The organism is Acinetobacter sp. MD2(2019), from assembly GCF_035615615.1.
Classification (GTDB): Bacteria; Pseudomonadota; Gammaproteobacteria; order Pseudomonadales; family Moraxellaceae; genus Acinetobacter.
In genome coordinates, this window is record NZ_VTDU01000005.1 from 55,614 (window position 1) to 76,543 (window position 20,930).

Annotated in this window: 21 protein-coding genes and 1 riboswitch; of the genes, 9 read left to right on the forward strand and 12 right to left on the reverse strand. The window is 40.6% G+C overall.

Translation table 11 applies throughout. The annotated features are described in order from the left end of the window. The 3 genes from I2F62_RS04265 to crcB all read left to right on the forward strand — a co-directional run bounded on the left by I2F62_RS04265 (position 1) and on the right by crcB (position 1,886). Positions 1–798: a tetratricopeptide repeat protein gene (locus tag I2F62_RS04265; RefSeq protein WP_324625783.1), complete on the forward strand. Its 798-nt coding sequence runs from the start codon at positions 1–3 to the stop codon at positions 796–798. A 71-nt stretch (positions 799–869) separates the two neighbouring features. Further along, the gene (locus I2F62_RS04270) at positions 870–1,277 is read left to right on the forward strand and encodes a GFA family protein (protein WP_324625784.1); all 408 of its coding nucleotides are present in this window, start codon (positions 870–872) and stop codon (positions 1,275–1,277) included. A 33-nt stretch (positions 1,278–1,310) separates the two neighbouring features. Then, positions 1,311–1,376, forward strand: a riboswitch (Fluoride riboswitch). Between the two features lie 123 nt (positions 1,377–1,499). After that, positions 1,500–1,886 (forward strand): fluoride efflux transporter CrcB, encoded by a 387-nt coding sequence (gene crcB / locus I2F62_RS04275; RefSeq protein WP_324625785.1) that lies wholly within the window; start codon positions 1,500–1,502, stop codon positions 1,884–1,886. Positions 1,887–1,922: 36 nt separating this feature from the next. On the opposite strand, the gene I2F62_RS04280 is transcribed toward crcB, so the two are convergent. Next, positions 1,923–2,258, reverse strand: coding sequence for a HopJ type III effector protein (locus I2F62_RS04280; RefSeq protein ID WP_324625786.1), 336 nt, complete (start codon positions 2,256–2,258; stop codon positions 1,923–1,925). Between the two features lie 149 nt (positions 2,259–2,407). Here I2F62_RS04280 and I2F62_RS04285 point away from each other — a divergent pair, with 149 nt between their 5' ends. After that, the gene (locus tag I2F62_RS04285; RefSeq protein ID WP_324625787.1) at positions 2,408–3,283 is read left to right on the forward strand and encodes a hypothetical protein; all 876 of its coding nucleotides are present in this window, start codon (positions 2,408–2,410) and stop codon (positions 3,281–3,283) included. Positions 3,284–3,430: 147 nt separating this feature from the next. Here I2F62_RS04285 and I2F62_RS04290 read toward each other — a convergent pair whose 3' ends face one another. From I2F62_RS04290 to rsgA, 5 genes are all read right to left on the reverse strand, one after another. Then, positions 3,431–4,732, reverse strand: a complete 1,302-nt coding sequence (locus I2F62_RS04290; protein WP_324625788.1) for an AarF/ABC1/UbiB kinase family protein — start codon at positions 4,730–4,732, stop codon at positions 3,431–3,433. A gap of 201 nt (positions 4,733–4,933) precedes the next feature. Beyond that, positions 4,934–5,383 carry a protein-export chaperone SecB gene (secB, locus tag I2F62_RS04295; RefSeq protein WP_324625789.1) on the reverse strand — a complete coding sequence of 150 codons (450 nt, stop codon included), beginning with the start codon at positions 5,381–5,383 and terminating at the stop codon, positions 4,934–4,936. Positions 5,384–5,410: 27 nt separating this feature from the next. Beyond that, on the reverse strand, positions 5,411–5,665 hold the full coding sequence (grxC, locus tag I2F62_RS04300; protein WP_324625790.1) for a glutaredoxin 3: 255 nt from the start codon (positions 5,663–5,665) through the stop codon (positions 5,411–5,413). A 21-nt stretch (positions 5,666–5,686) separates the two neighbouring features. Then, positions 5,687–6,094, reverse strand: coding sequence for a rhodanese-like domain-containing protein (locus I2F62_RS04305; protein ID WP_324625791.1), 408 nt, complete (start codon positions 6,092–6,094; stop codon positions 5,687–5,689). 94 nt (positions 6,095–6,188) lie between these two features. Continuing rightward, positions 6,189–7,247, reverse strand: coding sequence for a ribosome small subunit-dependent GTPase A (gene rsgA / locus I2F62_RS04310; RefSeq protein WP_324625792.1), 1,059 nt, complete (start codon positions 7,245–7,247; stop codon positions 6,189–6,191). 118 nt (positions 7,248–7,365) lie between these two features. Between rsgA and orn the strand changes: the two genes are divergently transcribed. Together orn and I2F62_RS04320 are read left to right on the forward strand one after the other, a co-directional pair. Continuing rightward, a complete protein-coding gene (orn, locus tag I2F62_RS04315) occupies positions 7,366–7,920 on the forward strand; it encodes an oligoribonuclease (RefSeq protein ID WP_324625793.1) in 555 nt (184 codons plus the stop codon). 259 nt (positions 7,921–8,179) lie between these two features. Next, a complete protein-coding gene (locus I2F62_RS04320; RefSeq protein WP_324625794.1) occupies positions 8,180–9,106 on the forward strand; it encodes a VirK/YbjX family protein in 927 nt (308 codons plus the stop codon). A 61-nt stretch (positions 9,107–9,167) separates the two neighbouring features. Here I2F62_RS04320 and I2F62_RS04325 read toward each other — a convergent pair whose 3' ends face one another. Continuing rightward, a complete protein-coding gene (locus tag I2F62_RS04325) occupies positions 9,168–10,649 on the reverse strand; it encodes an aldehyde dehydrogenase family protein (RefSeq protein WP_324625795.1) in 1,482 nt (493 codons plus the stop codon). Positions 10,650–11,202: 553 nt separating this feature from the next. Here I2F62_RS04325 and I2F62_RS04330 point away from each other — a divergent pair. From I2F62_RS04330 to I2F62_RS04340, 3 genes are all read left to right on the forward strand, one after another. After that, positions 11,203–12,618: an FAD-dependent oxidoreductase gene (locus I2F62_RS04330; protein WP_324625796.1), complete on the forward strand. Its 1,416-nt coding sequence runs from the start codon at positions 11,203–11,205 to the stop codon at positions 12,616–12,618. A gap of 163 nt (positions 12,619–12,781) precedes the next feature. Next, a complete protein-coding gene (locus I2F62_RS04335) occupies positions 12,782–13,510 on the forward strand; it encodes a Bax inhibitor-1/YccA family protein (protein ID WP_324625797.1) in 729 nt (242 codons plus the stop codon). Positions 13,511–13,654: 144 nt separating this feature from the next. Next, entirely contained in the window at positions 13,655–14,458 is an 804-nt protein-coding gene (locus I2F62_RS04340) for an enoyl-ACP reductase (protein ID WP_324625798.1), read from the forward strand. Between the two features lie 92 nt (positions 14,459–14,550). Here the strand turns inward: I2F62_RS04340 and I2F62_RS04345 are convergent, their stop codons facing one another. The 5 genes from I2F62_RS04345 to lptE form a co-directional block, all read right to left on the reverse strand. Then, positions 14,551–15,954, reverse strand: a complete 1,404-nt coding sequence (locus I2F62_RS04345; protein WP_324625799.1) for an efflux transporter outer membrane subunit — start codon at positions 15,952–15,954, stop codon at positions 14,551–14,553. A 10-nt stretch (positions 15,955–15,964) separates the two neighbouring features. Then, positions 15,965–17,956: a MacB family efflux pump subunit gene (locus tag I2F62_RS04350; RefSeq protein ID WP_324625800.1), complete on the reverse strand. Its 1,992-nt coding sequence runs from the start codon at positions 17,954–17,956 to the stop codon at positions 15,965–15,967. A 2-nt stretch (positions 17,957–17,958) separates the two neighbouring features. Next, positions 17,959–19,302, reverse strand: coding sequence for a MacA family efflux pump subunit (locus I2F62_RS04355; protein ID WP_324625868.1), 1,344 nt, complete (start codon positions 19,300–19,302; stop codon positions 17,959–17,961). Between the two features lie 88 nt (positions 19,303–19,390). After that, positions 19,391–20,380 carry a DNA polymerase III subunit delta gene (gene holA / locus I2F62_RS04360; protein ID WP_324625801.1) on the reverse strand — a complete coding sequence of 330 codons (990 nt, stop codon included), beginning with the start codon at positions 20,378–20,380 and terminating at the stop codon, positions 19,391–19,393. A 7-nt stretch (positions 20,381–20,387) separates the two neighbouring features. Further along, on the reverse strand, positions 20,388–20,927 hold the full coding sequence (gene lptE, locus I2F62_RS04365) for an LPS assembly lipoprotein LptE (protein WP_324625802.1): 540 nt from the start codon (positions 20,925–20,927) through the stop codon (positions 20,388–20,390). Positions 20,928–20,930 lie beyond the last annotated feature (3 nt).

The following is a 20,930-nucleotide window of genomic DNA, read 5'->3' on the forward strand; positions in this document are numbered from 1 at the left end:
ATGAAAAAATTAAACTTGAGTGTATTGCTCATGCTTTTGCTTATGCAGAGCAGTTTTGCAAGCGATGCTGTTGAGAATTTGTCCAGATTACAAGATAGAGCAAACCAAGCAGATGCGACGGCTCAGTTAAAGCTCAGCATGATGTATAAGCTTGGACAGGGCGTTGAACAAAATAATCACCAAGCATTTGATTGGTTGAATAAGGCCGCAGCACAAGGCAATTTAACTGCGATTAATACACTTGCCACCATTTATGCCACTGGAGATGGTGTCCCGAAAAACATGCAAAAGGCAGTTACGCTGTTTCGTCAAGCCGCCGAAAAAGGCGATGCGCAAGCCCAATTTAATTTGGGGCTATTGTATTTGAAGGGACAGTATTTAAAAAAAGATATGGCTCAGGCCATACAGTGGTTTCGGCAATCGGCAGATCAAGGCTATACCGATGCACAATTTAATTTAGGGGTGATTTATAGCGAAGGCGAAGGTGTACCACACGATTATGCCGCCGCAGTTGATTGGTATAAACAAGCCGCAGCGCAAGGTTATTCGCTGGCGCAAACCAACCTTGCTATGATGTATAAGAATGGATACGGGGTTGCCAGAAATATCACTGAAGCGGTGAAATGGCTGACCTTAGCTGCAGAGCAGAATGATGCAAGTGCTCAAGCTAAATTAGGATTGATGTATTTTTCAGGGCAAGCGGGCACGACCGACCATACACTGGCTAAAAAGTGGTTATCCAAAGCGGTTGAAAATGGAGAACCATCGGCGAAGTATTTTTTAGATATGTTAAAATAACGTATAATTTTTAATATGTTTGCTGTGAAAAGGAATTGAGCTTAGCCATAACATCGACAGGGAGAATAAAAATGACAAAAATTTATCAAGGCAGTTGTTTGTGCGAAGGCATTCGCTATGAAATTCATGGTGAGCTTGGCGATATTATTCAATGTCATTGTCAGCGTTGCCGTAAAGCAAGTGGTAGCGCTTATGCAACCAATGCTGTGATTGCCGCTGCAGATTTTAAATTAATTCAAGGTCAGTTTTTACTGAAGAAATATCAATCAACTCCAATTACGCAGCGGTTCTTTTGTATGGAATGTGGCTCGCCAATTTATAGCCTAAAGCAAGATATGCCAGAAATTTATCGTTTAAGAATAGGCACATTAGACACGCCCATTACCCAAAAACCGACCATGCATATCTTTACTGCGCATAAAGCCGAGTGGGACGATATTGACGATGCGTTACCGCAATATGCCAATCGACCTGAATAAAATTGCGTGCAAGTGAGTCACGCATCGATTATATTATGTTTCGGAGATGGCATTCCTCCTTGCACAAACCGCCATTCGGCTAATGATGCCTACGTTTATCCTTGATTACAGGGGGCGTAGGCTTATGTGCGTACTCTGTATCTTACTTTTAGAGTGCGCGATCATGATTTATCTTATCCATCATCATCTTACTCTTTTAGTTTTTCTCTAAAGGGGCTTTTTATGTTTTATTCATTGGCTGCAATTGCGCTTGGCTCAGTTTTGGGTGGTTGGGGGCGTTGGTTTTTAGGCTTAAAAATGAATGCGATTTATCCGAATATTCCTTTGGGCACGCTTACGGTTAATTTAGTGGGTGGCTTTATTATCGGTTTTGCGATTGCATTTTTTGCACAAAGTGATTTAAGCCCCAATTATAAACTTTTTTTAGTCACCGGTTTTTGTGGTGGACTCACCACCTTCTCGACTTTTTCGGTTGAAATCGTGGCGCTGTTGCAAAGTGGAAAATGGACTTTAGCGATGACAGCCATTGCTTTGCACGTGTGCGGGTCGTTGTTATGCACCTTGCTTGGTATGGCGTGCTATCAGGCCATTAGCCAACATGGATCATAAAAGCAGCCGATTTGACTGCTTTTATGGATAGTATTTTTAAGCTTTTTGAGTCAATACTTGACCTTCAAATTCAATGCCTGACCAGCCGTGTTGCATAAATTGGCGGATATTTTGATGGTCTGTTGCGTCAGGTGTGGCTAAAACAGCCGCATAATGTTCGGCGAACAAGGCCAAAGTATCTGCCTGATCCAATTGCTGTAATTGAGCAAATGAAAAAACTTTGGCACTGCCTTGGTTTTCATTCGCTGCATTGTGTTGCGCGCCATTTTTAAAAGCAGCAGCTTGAACATGGTAATGCTGTTCGATATATGCAATTACATCTTTAAACTGGATTTGTCCTGCTTTTAATTGCGCTAAAAGTTCGTGTGCCATATGCGTCTCAAAACATGAAATTTGCCGAGCAGCATAGCATTTAATCTATTTTTCTTAAAAGCATGTTGCTTGAATTTAGCGATAAAATATTGAAATGTCATGTATGCTGTTCTCAGAAAAAATACACGCCATTTTAAAGTGTTAAAGAGATGAATAAGCATCAACTGAAACTAGATCATTTACCCAGAATTACCCGTTACCTCCTGCAATTTTTGACTTGGCATGGTTTTATAAAGGCTCGGCGTTGGCTTATGCGTTACGTGCCGTTTATGAAGTTAAAAAGTGATGTCACCGATGTTGTGTATTTATCTTGGTTGGTCGATGTTAATGCGGTGATGGCAGAATATCCTGATTTTGTGCCATTTTGGCAAAAAGAGGGCAAAACCATTTTTACCATTTTAACCTATCAGCATCATCATTTTGGTTTGGCATTTTTAGGTCCGCTACGTAAATTTTTCCCTTCTCCAAAACAAAGTAATTGGCGTTTTTATTTAGCGCGATTGCATGCCAATCAAAGTGTTATTTTTGAGCAGGTGATTGTCGATCAATTGCTTTACGTTTTTGGTGGGCGCTTGGCCAGCGATGTCATGCCGGCTCAACTTGCGACTCAATTTAAACATCAAGTGAAGCAAGCGGCAGAGCAGACAAAAATTTCAACACAGATTGAATTGGACGATCAATATTCCTTTGCCGCAGAAGTCCATACAACCGATCAAGCTCAATTGCCTCAAGCATGGCAAGATTTGTTTAACAATTGGCAAGAAGCGGTACTGTTTTTAGCAGACCAAGCGCATGCATGGTCGCAGTGGAGTGATGATCCTACGCAGATGTCGCAAGGCGATATTATGATGCCAATTCAACTGAATCAGATTTCACCAGCACAAGTTAAAACCATAAATCCACCAGAAATTTTAAAACAATGGACAACACAGCCTGAACAAGAGGTGTTTGCTTTTGTGGTGTCTGATCTGTGCTTTCATGTACAAGGCGAGCGTGAATTATTCCAAAATAAAAAGAAGAAATAAAAAAAAAGCCTAAGAGGAGGGGCTTAGGCTTATGAATTAGATTTATTTTAGGAACGCTAACTTAAGCCAAAATTAAGAAAATGCTTCAAACTGTGCGGCTTATGTACGTGTTTCGTTGCAAATGTAAGTTTTGTCACGCATCACGATTTAAACCGTGGGTTTTGGCACAAGATCGCTCAATAAATCACTTAAATCATCCTGCATTTTTAAATGAATTAAATTCCAATAATGTCCAGAAACTGTACGATTGATCATCAGCGTCTCTGCTGAGGGTTTAAATACATCCCAATATTTGAGTGATTGTTTGGCCAGAATCATTGCATCGTGATGCGATGAATTTTCCTCGAAATTATACTGTGTTGTTAATGGTCTGAGCAGCACTTCTAGCCATTGCTTATACAGCATTTCTGGAAATTTACCCGTTTCTTCAATTACTTCGAGTTGTTTTAAATGTTGTTCAAGTTGTGGAATATTCGATTCTCGTGCAGCGTTAACTAAGGCACGATAATGCTCAACGGTTTGCTCGGATAACTGTTTAATACTACCGTAATCGTAAATAATGACGCTGCCATCTTCTCTAAAGGCAAAGTTACCTGGATGAGGGTCGCAATGAAACCGTTTCAGGTAGAAAATTTCTTGTCCAATGGCTTGAATTAAACGCCGTCCGAGTTGATTGCGTATTGGCAATGCCCATGTACTGGCCGTTTCAATCGATTCGCCCATTTCTAAACTTAAGGTGAGAATATGCCGTGATGAATATTCATGGAATACCTGTGGGATAATAATTTTTGAATCAATCGCTTGATGAAAATTGCGTGCAATTTCTAAATTATGCGCTTCAATTTGGTAGTTGAGTTCATTGTCTAGGCTGTCTTGAATTTCTGCAAAAAGCTTGTCCTGCAAGGTTTTATCAATTTTTAGCAGTCCCATCATGCGTAGTGCTAGGCGAACTTGTTTAAGGTCGCTTGCACAAGCTTCGTCCACACCGGGATACTGTACTTTCACAACAACCTGCTGGCCTGTATGTAAGGTTGCCCGATGCACTTGTCCAATTGAAGCTGCGGCAAAAGGTTCGGGCTCGAAGTCTGAAAAAATATGCGTAAGTGGTTTCCCTAAAGCGGATTCAACTTGCTTTTGAATGTCGCTAAAAGGCATGGCGGGTGCTTGCCGTTGCAGCTTGGCAATGGCATTGGAAACTTCTTTTGGAAACAGATCTTTGTATTGCGAGGCAATTTGCCCAACTTTCATCACCGCGCCTTTCATCTCACCTAATGTATCGGCAATTTGGATGCCAATTTCTTGAAAAAGCTGACTTTTTGCTGAGGTTTTGGCCTGATCATCAGCCTTAATGTTGCGGATAGAATGTGTGATGGTTTTACTGGCAATGGTTGCAGTCATTCCTGCGAGTTTTAGGAAACGACGCGTTGGGGTACTTGCAGATTTTGCCATGGTTCAGTCAGTCCTTTTGTTGGTATTATTGCTGGCATAATGATTTAAACTTAAATGAATTCTAGCATATCTGCTATGCGCTTTATGTTACTGCGCTTGCAGCAGATAAAACTTAAAAAAGTGGGCCTGCATTTAAACGCAAATTGAAAGATCAGACATAAAAAAAAGCGACCCCGAAAGGTCGCTTAGCCGTGCTTAAAATTAAGCTTGGCCTTCAGCCGCAGCTTGAGCATGTTGCATATTTGCTTCAAACTCTGCGTCAAAGTTGATTGGGGTTAATAGTAATTGTGGGAAGCTGCCTTTAGTTACTAATTCATTCACCGCTTCACGAAGGAATGGGAATAAAATATTTGGGCAGTATGCACCTAAGATGTATGGCAAGCGATCATCTTCAACGCCATCAATTAAGAAAATACCTGATTGGGTGACATCAACTATAAATGCAGTTTCGCCCGCATTTTGTGCTTGCACCACAACTTTCAAAGAAACTTCGAAGTGGTTAGCATCAATTTTTTCTGCTGCAGAAGAAAGGTTGATGTTTAATTCTGGTTGCCATTCTTTGGTAAAAACTTGTGGGCCTGGTACTTCAAATGAAGCGTCTTTAACATAAATGCGTTCTAATGCGAGTTGAACTTGTTGTTCTTCACTCATTGTAAAAGTCCTTAATTGAAGTGAGATTTAAACTAATAATTCATCTAATTTGCCATCACGCTCTAGGGCGTATAGCTGGTCAAAACCACCAATAAATTGGTCGTTAATAAAAATTTGCGGCACAGTACGGTGGTTGGTGCGTTGCATCAATTCTACGCGTACTTCAGGTGCTTCATTAGAAAGGTTAATTTCTTTAAATGCGACGCCTTTGCGCTCAAGCAATTGTTTAGCACGAACGCAGTAAGGGCATACTGTTGTCGAATAAATTGTTACTTCAGCCATTTGATGAATCCTTCTGGTCGATTATTTTGCTTTCACTAAAGGTAAGCCTTGAGCTTTCCAGTTTGCAACTCCACCGTCTAAGCGGTAGCTGTCGCGGTGTGCAACTTGTTGTAAAGCACTTCCTGCAACTTGTCCGATATTACAAATGAATACAAGCGGACGTTCAGAGGTTTTTAGCTCGTCAAGGTGGCTTGAAAGTTGGCTATATGGAATATTACGGCTACCACTGATGTGTCCTTCACGGAAATCTTTGGCATCGCGTAAATCAATCAGAATGGCATTTTTAACTTTCACTAAAATACCAAGTGACTGTGGGGAAATCTTACGGCCGCTACGTTGTCCTTCAAATACAAAGAATAGAACAATTAAAACCGCAAGCACACCAAACAAAAAGGGGTGATGCCCCATAAATTCAAACCAACGTTCCACAAAGTCACCTTATTACTATTTCTAAATGCGCTAGAGTATATCGTATATTAATAGTGATCAAAATCACTGCTTCAAGAGCAAAGCTCAAACAAATTTAATTTTTTTGCTGTGCATCCGAAATTTCATCATATAAACGTAAAAAACTGTCTAAACGGCGCGGTAAAATCTTGCCTGCTGTCGCTGCATTTTGAAGTGCACAGTTTTTAGCATTTTTATGGGTACAATTACGGAATTGGCATTGCCCTAATAAATCTGCAATTTCTGGATATCCTGCTTCAACCGCCGCTAAATTTAAATGCCACAGGCCAAATTCACGAATGCCGGGCGAATCAATTAATGCACCATTTTCACCAAAATCGACCAAGCGGGTCGAGGTTGTCGTATGTTGCCCAAGTGCTGAATTTTCTGAAATTACATTGGTTTTTTGCAAGGCATGCGGCGCGATGGTGTTAATAAGAGAACTTTTTCCAACCCCAGATTGTCCTACAAAGGCTACCGTTTCACCTTCTAAACGCTGTGCAAGATGACTTAAATCTGCTTTGGCGCTGGTTTGCATGACCTCATAACCTAAGTCTTTATATTCTTGTACTAAATTTAAAATAGGGTCATTTGGGGTCAATAAATCGGCTTTGTTTAAGACCAATAATGCGGGAATATCTGCATTTTTACAGGCCACCAAATAACGGTCGATAAGCATGGGCGCAGGTTCAGGTAATGCAGCAAAAACAATCACAATTAAGCTAATGTTTGCGGCAACAGGTTTAACTTTATGGTACCGGTCGGGGCGAGTGAGTAAAGAGCGTCTTGGATGAATTGCCGTAATAACGCCTAAACCCGTATTCGGATCGGCTTGCCATTTGACTCGATCGCCGGTCACGAGTAATTCTAAATTGGTTCGGGTATGGCAACGCCAAATACTCCCAATCTCAATTGGTTTCCAAAACGGTTCAGGTTCACCTTCAACAAATACAGGGGCAATCGGATGTGGGTCAGGTTGCGATAGGGCTTTTACTTCAAGCTGTCGGCCATAATGTTGCACCACCAAACCTTCCAAGTCTTGTGACGTATCGACTTCTTCTTGGCGAGATTGATGTTGTTTTTGAATCCGTCGTTGTTGTTGCTCAGTTAAACGACGTTTACGGATGAGAGCCATTCATATCCTAAAACCTGCATAAGAGAGAGGCAAAATAGCATGATGGGGCGTTAAATTACAGCCAAGAAGCGATAAATTTGTTAATATTGATGTTTTTAAACCGATAAGAACTGACCACATGGCGAGCACCCCAGAAACACGTTTAATTTGGATTGATCTTGAAATGACCGGTTTAGACACCGATAACGATCAAATTATTGAAATTGCAACCATTATTACAGATGATAATTTAAATGTGTTGGCAGAAGGGCCGGTTTTGGCCATTCATCAAAATGACCAAATTTTAAACGCAATGGATGAGTGGAATACTCGCCAACACGGGCAGTCTGGCTTAATTAATCGGGTTCGCCGTAGCCAACTCACCGCGCGTGATGCGGAACTACAAACCCTTGAATTTTTAAATAAATGGGTATCGCCAAAATCATCGCCGATGTGTGGGAATTCAATTTGCCAAGATCGCCGATTTATGCATCGTTTAATGCCTGAATTAGAACAATTTTTTCATTATCGTAACTTGGATGTATCATCGGTTAAAGAGCTTGCAAAACGCTGGCGCCCAGAAATTATGAGTGGCTTGAAAAAAGAAGCATCTCATTTGGCATTGGATGATATTCGCGATTCGATTCGTGAATTAAAGTATTACCGTGAATACTTTTTCATTACTAATAATTAAGTAATTCATTTAAAAAAAACAGCTTATTAAAAGTTAAAAATAAGCTGTTTTTTATGGTTAAAACAGACAATCACATTTTATTCAGATAATCAAAAAGTTAAATATAAAAAACTTAATTATTTTTATTACAATATGTTTTTTTTAATATCATCAAATGATTAAGCTAAGATTAATGATTCTATGTTTTAATTAAGATCATAATTTTAATTGCTTTAAATACATCGAACTAAAATTTTAAATATGTTTATTGGGGATACTTTTGTTTTCTTTAAAGAATAGCTTTGTAAACTACTGGTTGGTGGATTCTTATTCTGCTTTTGCGAAAAATTCATATAGTAAATATATCAAATACATCTTTAGATATATAGCGAATGGCTCTGTTAATTATCAGTGGTCGAAGTTTATTAATTCGACAGAACAGCATAAGCGATGGACCAATTATTATGGATATAGCTTTTTGCGCAAAATGCAATATTCTTATTTGAGTTTACACTTGAGTAAAAAAGAGCAACTGAATATTTTGCAGCAGCATTACAATTGGCTTTTTTCTAATATTAAAGAAGAATCGTATTACCGTGAAATTAGCCTCTTTAACTCTACTTTTACCGATAATTTAGACAATCAGCATTTGGTCGAGATTATTTTACAGTGTAATAGTACCTTTGAATATGAAGGTGAAATGAGCATGCTCATGAAAGTGAATGGTAGTATTCAATATACGCTGACATTTTCAAGCATGTTAGATCATCAAAAATCATGTTTCTTTATTGGTGGTTTGCAAGCTGGAAAGCAAGATGTGACAACACTGGATAGTTTGAAAGTATTAACAAAAACAATGCATGGTTTAAGACCCAAACAATTTATTTTGCATGCTTTATCTATTTTGGCGAATCAATTTGATGTTGATTCTATTTTTGCTATATCGAATAAAAATCATGTGTTTAATGGTTTGCAAAGACTATGGACGAAAAAACAAGTAAAAGCATCACTGGATGGTTTTTGGGAAGAATTTGATGCTCAAAAGATTGCAAAGGGAAATTATTGTTTTAAACCACTATCTAGTACGATTGATTTAGAAGAAATTGCATCTAAAAAAAGAAGTCAATATCGTAAGCGACAACTGATATTAGATGACTTAAATGAACAAATTGAGAAAAATATCAATCATGTTCGATGTGTTGCTTAAAATTATAGGCTTATTTTTAAACCTGTCATAATCACATGACAGGTTTTTATATGCAAATGGATTAGCTCAAATACCAACCCCACGTTTCAGCGCTCTGAAAAGTGGTGATTTGTTTGACTTCTAAGTAATTTTCTAGTCCCCAAATTCCCAGTTCTCGCCCAATGCCACTTTGTTTGTAACCGCCCCAAGGCGCTTGGCTAAATGTCGGTTGTGAGCAATTAATCCAAATAATGCCAGCACGCAAGGCACGTGCCACACGATGACAGCGATCTAAATCTTTAGACATGACTGCGCCAGCTAAGCCAAAAATCGAGTTATTGGCACTTTGAACCGCTTCAGACTCTGTTTTAAATGACCGAATACTAACCACAGGGCCAAAAATTTCTTCATTCCACAGGGGGTGATCCTCTGGCACATCAGCAAAGATGGTGGGCTGCACATAATATCCTTGACTGAACTCGGTTGGTCGATTTCCACCGGAAACTAGTCGAACGCCATCCTTCACGCCACGTTCAATTGCAGCGAGGACGTGATGGTATTGTTTTTGGTTGACCAAAGGCCCTAATTTAACTTCTGTATCAAATCCCGCGCCAATTTTGATCTTTTCAGCAGCGGTTTTTAGACGCAGCAGCAATGTTTCGTAAATATCTTCGTGGATAAGCACCCGTGACGTTGCGGAGCAAACTTGTCCTTGATTCCAGAAAATCCCAAACATAATCCATTCCACCGCGGCATCTAGTTCGCTGTCTTCAAAGACAATAAAACTCGATTTTCCACCCAATTCAAGGCTAATATTTTTCACCTGATGCGCAGCACTTTGCATGATTTGTTTGCCCACAGGAACACTGCCTGTAAATGCCACTTTATCGATGTGAGGATGTTCGGTTAATGCCGGACCAATGTCAGCACCAATGCCAGTTAAAATATTCAGCACGCCTGCGGGGAGTTGGACTTTTTCGGCAATTCTGCCGAGTTCTATTGCTGTCAGAGAGGTGGCTTCGGCTGGTTTTAAAATTAGAGTACAACCTGCAGCCAGTGCAGGTGCAACTTTCCATGCCGCCATGAGCAGTGGATAATTCCACGGAATAATTGCACACGCCACCCCAACCGGTTCTTTACGTGCCACACAATGAAAGCGCACGTCGGGTAAGGCAATGTCTTGTTCACGCTGCGTGTCTAGTTCTACGGCAAGCTTAGCGTAAAAGTCGAAGCAGTCAGCGGCATCGTTAATATCCCATTCTGCTTCGGGGTAGGGTTTGCCATTGTCTTGTACTTCAAGTGAGGCAAGCTGAGTCAAATGATTACGAATTTCAGTGGCAATGGCATGCAAATAGTGCGCGCGCTGTGTACCAGATAAACCAGACCAAATGCCAGAGTCAAACGCCTGCCGTGCTGCTTCTACTGCCAGTTCCACATCGCTTGGGCTTGCTGCTGCAACTTGGGTGATAACTTGCTCATTACTCGGGTCAATGCTGTCAAAGCTTGCAGGGTGAACCGGTAAAACCCACCGACCATTAATAAACAGTTTGTCATAATTTTGCATATTGTCTTTACTCTCATTTTTATCAAGAAATTAAAATGATGTTGCACCATCTGTTATTTTTATCAGTAATAAGTGAAAAAAAATATTTAGACAAGTACTTCTTCGATACAACAAATTGCAACATAAAAGCCGATTGAGACAACGCTTTAATTGCTCTATATTGATTAAAGGCTGCACAGTAGGTTGTGCTTTTTGTTATAAAAGTGCTGCAGGTTTTACTTTTATTGCTCTTTGGCATAGGAATTGCTTTTTTTAATGTAGATAAACTGGAGTGTTTACTCGGCAAATAACTCAAAATAAATTCAATACCCTTGCTGTCGCGCGCACATAGACTCAACAAAGTGGAGGTGAAAAGGCAAAGCGGCTCATTATTTTTCTTTTTAAATTCAATCTTTCAGACCGTTACATAGAAAATTTTCAATCCATGATGTGTTCTGTGTAATACACATTTTAAAACATAACAGCTTTCTGAACCTAAATGATTTGCTTGACAATAAATGCAATTTTTGCATTGCTGCCAAGTAGATATCCAATAAAAAATCGGAGAATTTATATGTTAAAGATAAAAAAACCACATATTTTAGAAGATGTTGAATATAGGCCGAGTATTCACACGCGCTTGGATAAAGAATGGAATTGGTTGAATCCCAATTGTGCCGATATTGAACAACCTGCCAATTATTATGAAAGCTCGTTAAGCGACTGGCACAGTTTTGAAACACTCAATTGCGACCAAGAATGCGATGTAGTGGTGATTGGTGGTGGCCTGTTGGGTGCATCGACTGCACTGCATTTATCCGAGCTTGGCGTAGACACCATTTTAGTTGAAAAAAATAGGATTGGTAGCGCTGCTTCAGGTCGCAACGGTGGTCAATTAACGCCTGGACTTGCGCGTTGGGAAGCAGCTGAAATGCTCGACCACATGAGTGTAGAAGATGCCAAAAAACTTTGGCGCTTTACTGCCAATGAAGCCATGGATTTAATTGACGAAATTAGTGATAAATATGGATTATCGCTTGATCGGAAACAAGGCCATATTACCGCTGCTGTGCATGAAGGGCATTTAATTGCGTTAACCCAAGGTGCCGATGCACGTAAATTTTTAGGCGAAGATCACACCAAAATTATTGGGCAACACGAAGTGCATAATTATGTGAACAGTGAAGCTTATCATGGTGGTTTAATTGATTATTTAGGTGGGCAAATCCATCCATTGGCGTTAACACGTGGTTTAATTTATGGCTTCTATCAAAATGGCGGCAAAGTTTTTGAGCAGACAGAAGTTATAGAATTAAAAACGCAGCCTGATGGTGTTTATGTAAAAACCGCACAAGGCGTGATTAAAGCGCGCAAAAGTGTTGTGTTGGCGGTACATCACGCATCGTTTAAATTATTGGAAACGCACAATCACACCACCATTCCACTGTTTACTTATGTCTGCACCACATCGCCTTTAGAAGTTGATTTAAAAGAAATTATTCCTTCTGATTATGCGGTTTACGATACACAATTTGCACTCGATTTTTATCGAGGCGTGTCTAAAAATCGTCTATTGTTTGGTGGAGAGGGTACAGGAACCTGTTGGAGTGAACAAAAGGCCTACCAATATTTATTGGGGAGGATTAATCATGTTTTTCCACAACTTAAGTCAGTTGACTTAGAGTTTGTTTGGAGTGGTGAAACCGACCTGACCTATAATGGTGCAACCGATTGCCGTAAGTTTGGTGACAATTATCCAATTTATGCGGTGCATGGTTGGAGTGGGCATGGCGTTGCACAAACAGTTCGAATTGGTAAGGCAATTGCAGATGACTTTATTGGAATTTCACACGATTATGAAATGCTGACCAAGATTCCACATAAAGATATTTTATTTGGTCGCGAACTCGCCCCTTTTGCAATTCCGTTAGCCAAAGGCGCATACGAAATTAATGCTTTTTTTAATCCTGCAAAATTGATTTCGTTTTAAGCAATTTTCATTTCAGAAGGCTTGTGGCAACACAGGCCTTTTTAATTACTTATCATTTGATAAACTTGCGTTACAAATTAATAAGAACAAGACTATATTGGTGGGGATGAAAGCTTTAAAATCTAAAGTGTTCATCCTAAATAAAAATATGAGTTGATGAGAAATGCAAAGTAAAAATCCTATTTTAACGCGTGTGGAAACATATGCCGATATTTCTAACCCGATGACTGTTCAAGGAACAGTTCAAAAGTCAGTCATGCTTACTGCAATTGCCGCTGTAGTGGGAATTGTACTGTTCTTTTATGCCGCATTTACGGGCAACGTTACGCTAGCCTATGCTGCAAGCGTGGTGGGTATGTTTGGTGGAATTATCCTTGCTTTAATTACCGTATTTAAACCTGAAACGGCACGTACACTTGCAATACCTTATGCTTTGTTTGAAGGTGCATTTTTAGGTGGAATTTCCTTTGTATTCCAATTGAAATATCCCGGCGCGCCATTACAAGCATTGTTAGCGACTTTTGTGACTAGCTTTGTTTTATTTGGCTTGTATAAATTCCAAATTATTCGTGCCACTGAAAAATTTAAATCTGTGGTGATGTCGGCCACCATTGCCATTGCGATTGTATTTTTTGTTCAAATTATTATGCGTTTACTGTTTAGTTCAAGTATTCCATATATCTTTGAAAGCAATTGGTTAGGATTAGGCTTAGCGGCATTCGTTGCGGTGATTGCATCCCTGAATTTAATTTTAGATTTCGATATGATTGAAAATGCAGCCATGCAACGTGCGCCACAAAGTTTTGAATGGACGTGTGCAATTTCGCTATTGGCAACATTGGTTTGGATGTATATTTCATTCTTGCGTTTAATTGGTTTGGTTCGCGACTAAAATCTGCGAACTTAAAAAAGAAAAATCGCGCCGAATTCGGGGCGATTTTTTATCATAGAAATATGTAAAAAGGCGCATTATGCAATTTCTAAAACTGTAAAGAATTGGCATTATGCATCTTATATTTTGGCTGAGAGAAAATTCATGGCACAAGGATTATTAGCAGGTAAACGTTTCTTGGTTGCAGGTATCGCAAGTAAGTTATCCATTGCATTTGGTATTGCACAAGCTTTACACCGCGAAGGTGCTGAACTGGCATTCACCTATCCAAATGAAAAATTAAAAAAACGTGTAGATGATTTTGCAGCACAATTTGGTTCTAGCTTAGTTTTCCCTTGCGATGTTGCCGTTGATGCAGAAATTGACAGTGCGTTTGCTGAACTTGCCAAACATTGGGATGGTTTAGATGGCGTGATTCATTCCATTGGATTTGCTCCAGCGCATACTTTAGATGGTGACTTTACCGATGTGACCGATCGTGATGGCTTTCGTATTGCACACGATATTAGTGCTTATAGTTTTGTCGCAATGGCACGTGCTGCTAAGCCTTTGCTTCAAGCTCGTCAAGGTTGTTTGCTCACGTTGACCTATCAAGGTTCTGAACGTGTGATGCCAAATTACAACGTGATGGGCATGGCCAAAGCATCGCTTGAAGCAGGTGTGCGTTATTTAGCGTCAAGTTTAGGTGTAGATGGCATTCGTGTAAATGCGATTTCGGCAGGTCCAATCCGTACTTTGGCGGCTTCTGGGATTAAATCTTTCCGTAAGATGCTCGATGTGAATGAAAAAGTATCTCCATTAAAACGTAATGTCACCATTGAGGAAGTGGGGAATGCAGCACTATTCCTTTGCTCACCGTGGGCTTCGGGTATTACGGGCGAAATTATGTATGTTGATGCAGGCTTTAATACCGTTGGCATGAGCGATAGCATGATGGGCGATGATTAATTAGATTCATTGCAAGCATGAAAAAGCCGCTTTTAAAGCGGCTTTTTTATAATGTCGGGTTATGCCAACAATCTTGACATAGCTTCATAACGCTAGAGCGATGCTTTGATAGGACTGCCACCCAAGGCCTGCATCAGTGTCACATAGGCATTGTATTGAGTCTGTTTGCTATTCACTAAAGCCAGACGAGCGGTGCGTGTGGTCTGTTGTTGATCCAGTAAATTCTTCAGTGGAATGGCACCATTCCGATACCGTATCAGCGTTAAACGTTCGGCTTTTTCTGCAAGTGCTAAATTTCGTTGCTGAAATTGCACTTGCTGATCCAGTTCAGTCCGCGCAGAAAGCGAGTTTTCAACATCAGCAAAAGCCTGATAAAGGGTTTGACGATATTGGATAATGGCTTTTTCATAATCCAACTGGCTAATCGCAATATTCTTTTTCATGTCGTTATATTGCAAGAAGGGCAGACTTAAATTTGCACCTAAAGCCAAGATTGGATTTTTGACCAATTCAGTTAAAGAAGTACTGCTTGCACCTAAACTGCCCGTCAAACTAATCGATGGATAATAACTCGCAGTTGTTGCATCTTTTTGCGCAAGCGTCTCTCTTAAGCGTAATTCCGCTGCTTTTAAATCGGGTCGACGCGATAAAATATCTGCAGGTAAACCAGCTGCGATCTGCGGTAATTGGACTTGAGGGAGCTGTTGCGGTTCTTGCACATTTAATTGTTGCACTGGAATATGTAAAAGCACAGCCAACGCTGTTCGGGTTTCGACCAAGCTTTGCTGAATTTGACTTAAATTTGCTTTTTGACTTTGTACAGATTGTTCAGCTTGGGTAAGATCTAGGCCTGACACTGCACCCGCTTTATATTGGCTATTGACTAGGCTATACAGCTTCTCAGAGGTGCTGAGACTTTGTTGTGCAGTGGCTAAACTTTCGTTTAAGTAAGCCAATTGCCAGTACAGTTTAGTGGTGGTTCCAATCAAAGTTTGAGCGGTTGCCTGTAAATCCTCTTCAGTGGCTAAAGCTTCCCATTTTGCAGCTTCAGTTTGGCGTGATAATTTTCCAAATAAATCCAGCTCATAACTGACTCCCGCACTCAGAGATAGCCCGTCGGAACGATCATTTCCCGAATTTAAATCAAACTTGTGACCTGTGGAGACACTTGAATTGACACGTGGACCTTGCTGATCGGCGGCTAAGCCTGCTTTTAATCGTGCTTGTTGAATTGCGATTCCAGCAACGGCTAAATCCGTATTTTTGGCAATCACGTGATCAATCAATTGATTGAGTTGAGTATCACCAAATAATGTCCACCAATGATCTGTATAAGCTTGATGACTCGCTTGTACGTGTTTTTGTTCATATTGGAACTGTGCAGGTGTTTTTACGCTGGGTGCTTGATAAGGTGTTTTCACCATTGCAGCACAGCCCACAAGCGTAGAAGACGTGATCAGCATGGCACATAATGTATTGAGTTTAGATAATGACATGATGAATCCTTTATTCTCTAGACAAGGCTGCGACAGGATCAAGCTGTGCGGCATTTTTGGCAGGTAAAAATCCAAACACCACCCCAATTAAGGTCGAGCAAACAAATGCAGCAATGATAGATGTGGTCGAATACGCCACAGCAAAATTTCCGGCTGCTATTTTGTTGATAAGTTGCCCAAGCCCCAAAGAAAGCAGGACGCCTAATATCCCGCCAATCAGACAGACCAAAATCGCCTCAATCAAAAATTGTTGCAAGATATCACTTTGACGAGCCCCGACAGCCATTCGAACGCCAATTTCTTGGGTTCGCTCAGTCACAGAAACCAGCATAATATTCATCACACCAATTCCACCGACAACTAAAGAAATTACGGCAATCGCTGAAACGAGTAAGGTCATGGTGCTGGTGGTTTTCTCGATGGTCTGACGAATACTGTCACTATTCATGGTAAAAATATCTTGCTGACCATGGCGCAAGGTGAGTAAGTTGACAATGGCGTTTTCGGCTGCACTGGTCGAGTATTGATCATTAATCTGCACAATAATATTGCGCACATGTGCCTGACCTAGCATGCGACTCATCACAGTGGTATAGGGCATATAAACATTCAGGCTATCGTCTGAACCCATGGCACTGGTTTGCGGTGCAACGATGCCTATAATTCGAGCGGGTACACTGCCCAGTAATACGACTTGCCCAATCGGATTGGTACCATCTGCAAAAAATTGTTTTTGGGTATTGGTATCGATGACCACGTCTTGTGTTCTGTCGCGGACACTACGGACATCAAAACTTTGACCATCCTTAAACGTTAAACCTTTTACATCGAAATAGTCATTTCCCACACCATTAATGGTTGCAGTGGCTTCATTTTCCTTATAGCGAATCGTTTTTGAGCTACTGACCATGGGGGTGACTGCTGTAACATAAGGCTGATTGGCTAAAGCATCAGCATCACTCGGAACCAAGGTTTTAAAGTTGGCGGTTTTTGAATTATCACCAAAACCACGCCCCTGAAATACGGTAATGGTGTTGGTACCTAAACTACTAATATTTTGAAGAATTTGTTTTTGTGAACCATTGCCTAATGCAACGACAGTCACGACCGAAGCAATCCCGATGATAATCCCCAGCATGGTCAAAAATGTACGCATACGGTGAGCATTCATTGAAATTAAAGCCATTTGAAAAGCTTCTGATAAACGATCTAGCATCGAACGCAGGGTGGAAACACTTTTTCCTTTGGCTTTTTTGTTGACTAAGGCAGGCGCTGAATCTGAGGAAATGTTTAGCTCAGACGTATATTCGGGTATATTTTGTCGATCAGCGATGATTTCACCATCACTGATTTCAATAATTCGTGTGGCATTTTTCGCAACTTGCATATCATGCGTGACGATAATAACCGTATGCCCAGCCGCATTCAGCTCGCGTAAAATACGCATGACTTCTACGCCACTATGTGAATCGAGTGCACCTGTAGGTTCATCGGCTAAAATAACGTCGCCACCGTTCATTAAAGCACGTGCAATAGAAACACGTTGTTGCTGACCACCTGAAAGCTGGCTGGGTCTGTTTTGGGTTTTACTGCCTAAGCCCAGTTCAGTTAAAAGGGCAGTTGCACGTTGTTTACGTTCGGATGGGTTAACTCCTGCATAGACCGCAGGAACTTCGACATTGCCCTCGGCGGAGAGGTCACCGAGCAAGTGATATCGCTGAAAAATAAAACCAAAGTATTCACGGCGTAATTTAGCAAGTTGGTCTGGTTCAAGTTGACCTGTTTCTTGCCCATTGACTTTATAACTGCCATGCGTTGGACGATCAAGGCAGCCAAGAATGTTCATCAGGGTTGATTTCCCTGAACCTGATTGACCTACAATGGCGACCAACTCACCTTCATAAATGGTGAGATCAATATTTTTTAAGACCTGAATGGTGCTATCACCAGCGGGAAACTCTCGAATCAGATGACTGACTTCAAGCAATGCCTGTTTAGTCATAGTTACATTCCCATTGGCGGGCCATTACGGCGTTTACTGTTTGCTGTCGCCGCAGAGGTATCTGAACTATCGGCAATGACAATTTGATCACCTTGTTTTAAACCTGCTAAGACTTGTGCACTGACCCGATTATTAATTCCAATTAAAACTTGTTTCGCTTGGGCCGGGCCATTTGCTTGTAAGACACGAACCACGCTCAAAGTCGCTTTGCCATCCTCAATTAATTTTTTCTGATCGGCTGTTAAATTTAAACGTTGCAGATGTGGTTTTTTTTGATCATCTTTTTGGTTCGATTGATCTGTAGCTACCGCATTGTTTTTATTTCGATTTGATTGATTCTGTGAGCCTGTCCGATGAGTAGACAATGCAGATGATGGTACCAATAAAGCATTTTTTACCGCATCGAGCACAATATATACTTGCGCGGTCATATCAATGCGTAATTTCCCATCTACATTCGGAACATCGAATAAGGCATTGTAATAAATTGCGGTACTGCTCGATGAGCTAGATGAGTTCGAACTACTGGTTGAGTCGCTTGAAATAGAATCTGGTGCAGGTTCAATTTGACGCAAGGTCGCATAGCGTTTTTTATCATCGCCTAAAGTTGTAAAGTAGACTTGTTGTCCCTTTTCAACTTTCATAATGTCAGCTTCGCTGACTTGCGCTTTAATGGTCATATTTTGCAATTTGGCAATTTTGACAATGGTCGGAGCTGATTGGTTTGCGTTTACTGTTTGACCTTCTTCAGTCACAATCGCAACCACAGTACCGTCAGTCGGGGCGACGATTCGTGTATAACCTGTATTGGTTTGTGCTGTTGCACGTGTCAATTTAGCGGACTCAATTTGAGCATCAATCGCTTTAATTTGGGCTTGGGATGTTTTATATGCCGCTTCAGCCGATTCTAATTCTGCTTTGGATGTCGCATCTTGAGCATACATTTGTTGCTGACGACGATATGCCAACTGCGCTTCAGTGAGGTTCGCTTCTTGTTGTAAACGCTGCGCCGCAAGGTTGCGGATATTGGCTTCTGCTGTTTTTAAGCTATTTTCTTGTGTGGTTGAGTCAATTTGGGCAATCAATTGACCTTGTTTGACTTCATCGCCCAATTGCACATACATTTTTTTGACTTGACCAGAAACCTGTGCGCCCACGCTAATCAGTTTTGTGGCATCTAGGGTTCCGGTTGCCAAAACAGTGTTTTCCAGATCCCCACGACTGACTACTTCGGTAATATATTGGGGCTGTTCTTGTTTAGGCTTAAGGTAATACCATCCAATTGCAATAAGTATGAGAAGAATAACTAGACTGACAAGCAACTTAAAAGGTTTTATTTTCTGCAACATCGCCATAATTCGGATATAAATAGAACAATATGGCAGTATAAAATTTAATTAAGAATAAAACATGAATATTATTTAGAAATCATTCTTATTTTTGAAATAATGGTTGTTGGCATATTTCCACAACGGCTTGCAAGGCCAGTTGTTCGGCATTGTCAGCAGATAATCCTTTAATGGACGCATCCAATTTTAACAGTAAATTTGGCCAACCTAATAATTGCTGTGGTGCTATTCTGCGTAACGCTTGCTGATACAAATGGACTTTGGTTTTCCAAATGCCCAGTTGTAACGCATTCTGCGGTTGTTCAAATAACAGCATCAATAAGCGCATTTCTTTACTGAGTGTCCATAAAATCAGGCTCATGGCTTCGCCAGTTGCGAGTAAATATTGATAAATTTTAATCGCCGTGGCTAAATCGCCTTTGAGTAAGTTATCACTCAAATCATAAAGACTGTAACGAGATTGGTCGTTTAAACAGCTTTGTAAATCTTCAACATGAATTTGGCTATGTTCTGCAAAGGTATCGCTAACGCGGATTAAACTATTTTTGGCAGCCAATAAATTGTGTTCGTGGTGTTCAAGTAACCATTGCCATGCTGCCGAATCGAGGCTGATACCTAATTTTTCCGCTTCAACGGTTAAAATCCGTTGTCGATCTTGCGGATAGGGCGCATTTAAACTCACTAAAACTGCATTGGCTTCAATGAGTTGAAAAAATGCAGATTTTAAACTTTGGTTGTCTTGTTTTGGCATGACCACAACAAGTAAGTTTTGCTCGTTATGTTGTAGGTAATTTTTGAGAAGTTTTAGGCTAGCGGCATCAGGTTTAATTTTGCCATGCGCTTCAATCGCCAATTGCTGCGAAAACAGCGACAAACTATTTAAAGCATTAAAAACGGTTTTCCAATCGGAAACACTTTGTATTTCGTAGCGTTGTCTTTCAATGCCTTGGCGTTGCCAGTGCTGTCGTAGCTGATCTAATAAATTATGTTCTAACAGCGGTTCTTGACCTTGAAGCACCCACGCGCCTTGGGCATTTTCAATTCGTTTGAGTGCTTGCAGATAGTCAATTTTCATAAATCAGTTAAGGAGTTACGCTGCTAGATGGAGTGCTTGTGCTTTGAATTAATGGTAAGCGATTGGTTGAAATTTGGCGAGCCATTTGCTGTGCAACGTCATCAATCAGCATATTAATTAAATAATCTTGTTCGTTATCATCAACGTTGACCGTTGCAACATTATATTGATAGCTTTTGGTACTTGAAATGGTGCGCGGTTCAGTAATTGGCTGACCATTTTTATCTTCGATTTGGAAGGTCACATTCAAATGTAGAAGAACTTCTGCAACACGCCCACTGAGTTTTTGACGGCGGTAGTTATAGTCAATCACATGTAAAGTATATGCTTCGCTATTGTTGTCGAATTTAACTCCATCACCTGTCAGGTAAATTTTAAGCTTATCGCCTAAAACACTTGAGCTAGACGGTAAATTGAGTTTCATGTGTTGATATGCCAATGGTGCGTTATGAGTACCACGGTCAACCAAATGAAATCCACAACCAGTTAAGCCTGCACCTAAGCCGAGTGTGAGTACAATCGCAGCAAAACGAGGGGCGAAGCGCATAGA

Bases quoted from the DNA above. Each gene is read 5' to 3' on its own strand.
- I2F62_RS04265 (WP_324625783.1), top strand. From the start codon at position 1: ATGAAAAAATTAAACTTGAGTGTATTGCTCATGCTTTTGCTTATGCAG.
- I2F62_RS04270 (WP_324625784.1), top strand. From the start codon at position 870: ATGACAAAAATTTATCAAGGCAGTTGTTTGTGCGAAGGCATTCGCTAT.
- crcB (WP_324625785.1), top strand. From the start codon at position 1,500: ATGTTTTATTCATTGGCTGCAATTGCGCTTGGCTCAGTTTTGGGTGGT.
- I2F62_RS04280 (WP_324625786.1), bottom strand. From the start codon at position 2,258: ATGGCACACGAACTTTTAGCGCAATTAAAAGCAGGACAAATCCAGTTT.
- I2F62_RS04285 (WP_324625787.1), top strand. From the start codon at position 2,408: ATGAATAAGCATCAACTGAAACTAGATCATTTACCCAGAATTACCCGT.
- I2F62_RS04290 (WP_324625788.1), bottom strand. From the start codon at position 4,732: ATGGCAAAATCTGCAAGTACCCCAACGCGTCGTTTCCTAAAACTCGCA.
- secB (WP_324625789.1), bottom strand. From the start codon at position 5,383: ATGAGTGAAGAACAACAAGTTCAACTCGCATTAGAACGCATTTATGTT.
- grxC (WP_324625790.1), bottom strand. From the start codon at position 5,665: ATGGCTGAAGTAACAATTTATTCGACAACAGTATGCCCTTACTGCGTT.
- rsgA (WP_324625792.1), bottom strand. From the start codon at position 7,247: ATGGCTCTCATCCGTAAACGTCGTTTAACTGAGCAACAACAACGACGG.
- orn (WP_324625793.1), top strand. From the start codon at position 7,366: ATGGCGAGCACCCCAGAAACACGTTTAATTTGGATTGATCTTGAAATG.
- I2F62_RS04325 (WP_324625795.1), bottom strand. From the start codon at position 10,649: ATGCAAAATTATGACAAACTGTTTATTAATGGTCGGTGGGTTTTACCG.
- I2F62_RS04330 (WP_324625796.1), top strand. From the start codon at position 11,203: ATGTTAAAGATAAAAAAACCACATATTTTAGAAGATGTTGAATATAGG.
- I2F62_RS04335 (WP_324625797.1), top strand. From the start codon at position 12,782: ATGCAAAGTAAAAATCCTATTTTAACGCGTGTGGAAACATATGCCGAT.
- I2F62_RS04340 (WP_324625798.1), top strand. From the start codon at position 13,655: ATGGCACAAGGATTATTAGCAGGTAAACGTTTCTTGGTTGCAGGTATC.
- I2F62_RS04345 (WP_324625799.1), bottom strand. From the start codon at position 15,954: ATGTCATTATCTAAACTCAATACATTATGTGCCATGCTGATCACGTCT.
- I2F62_RS04350 (WP_324625800.1), bottom strand. From the start codon at position 17,956: ATGACTAAACAGGCATTGCTTGAAGTCAGTCATCTGATTCGAGAGTTT.
- holA (WP_324625801.1), bottom strand. From the start codon at position 20,380: ATGAAAATTGACTATCTGCAAGCACTCAAACGAATTGAAAATGCCCAA.
- lptE (WP_324625802.1), bottom strand. From the start codon at position 20,927: ATGCGCTTCGCCCCTCGTTTTGCTGCGATTGTACTCACACTCGGCTTA.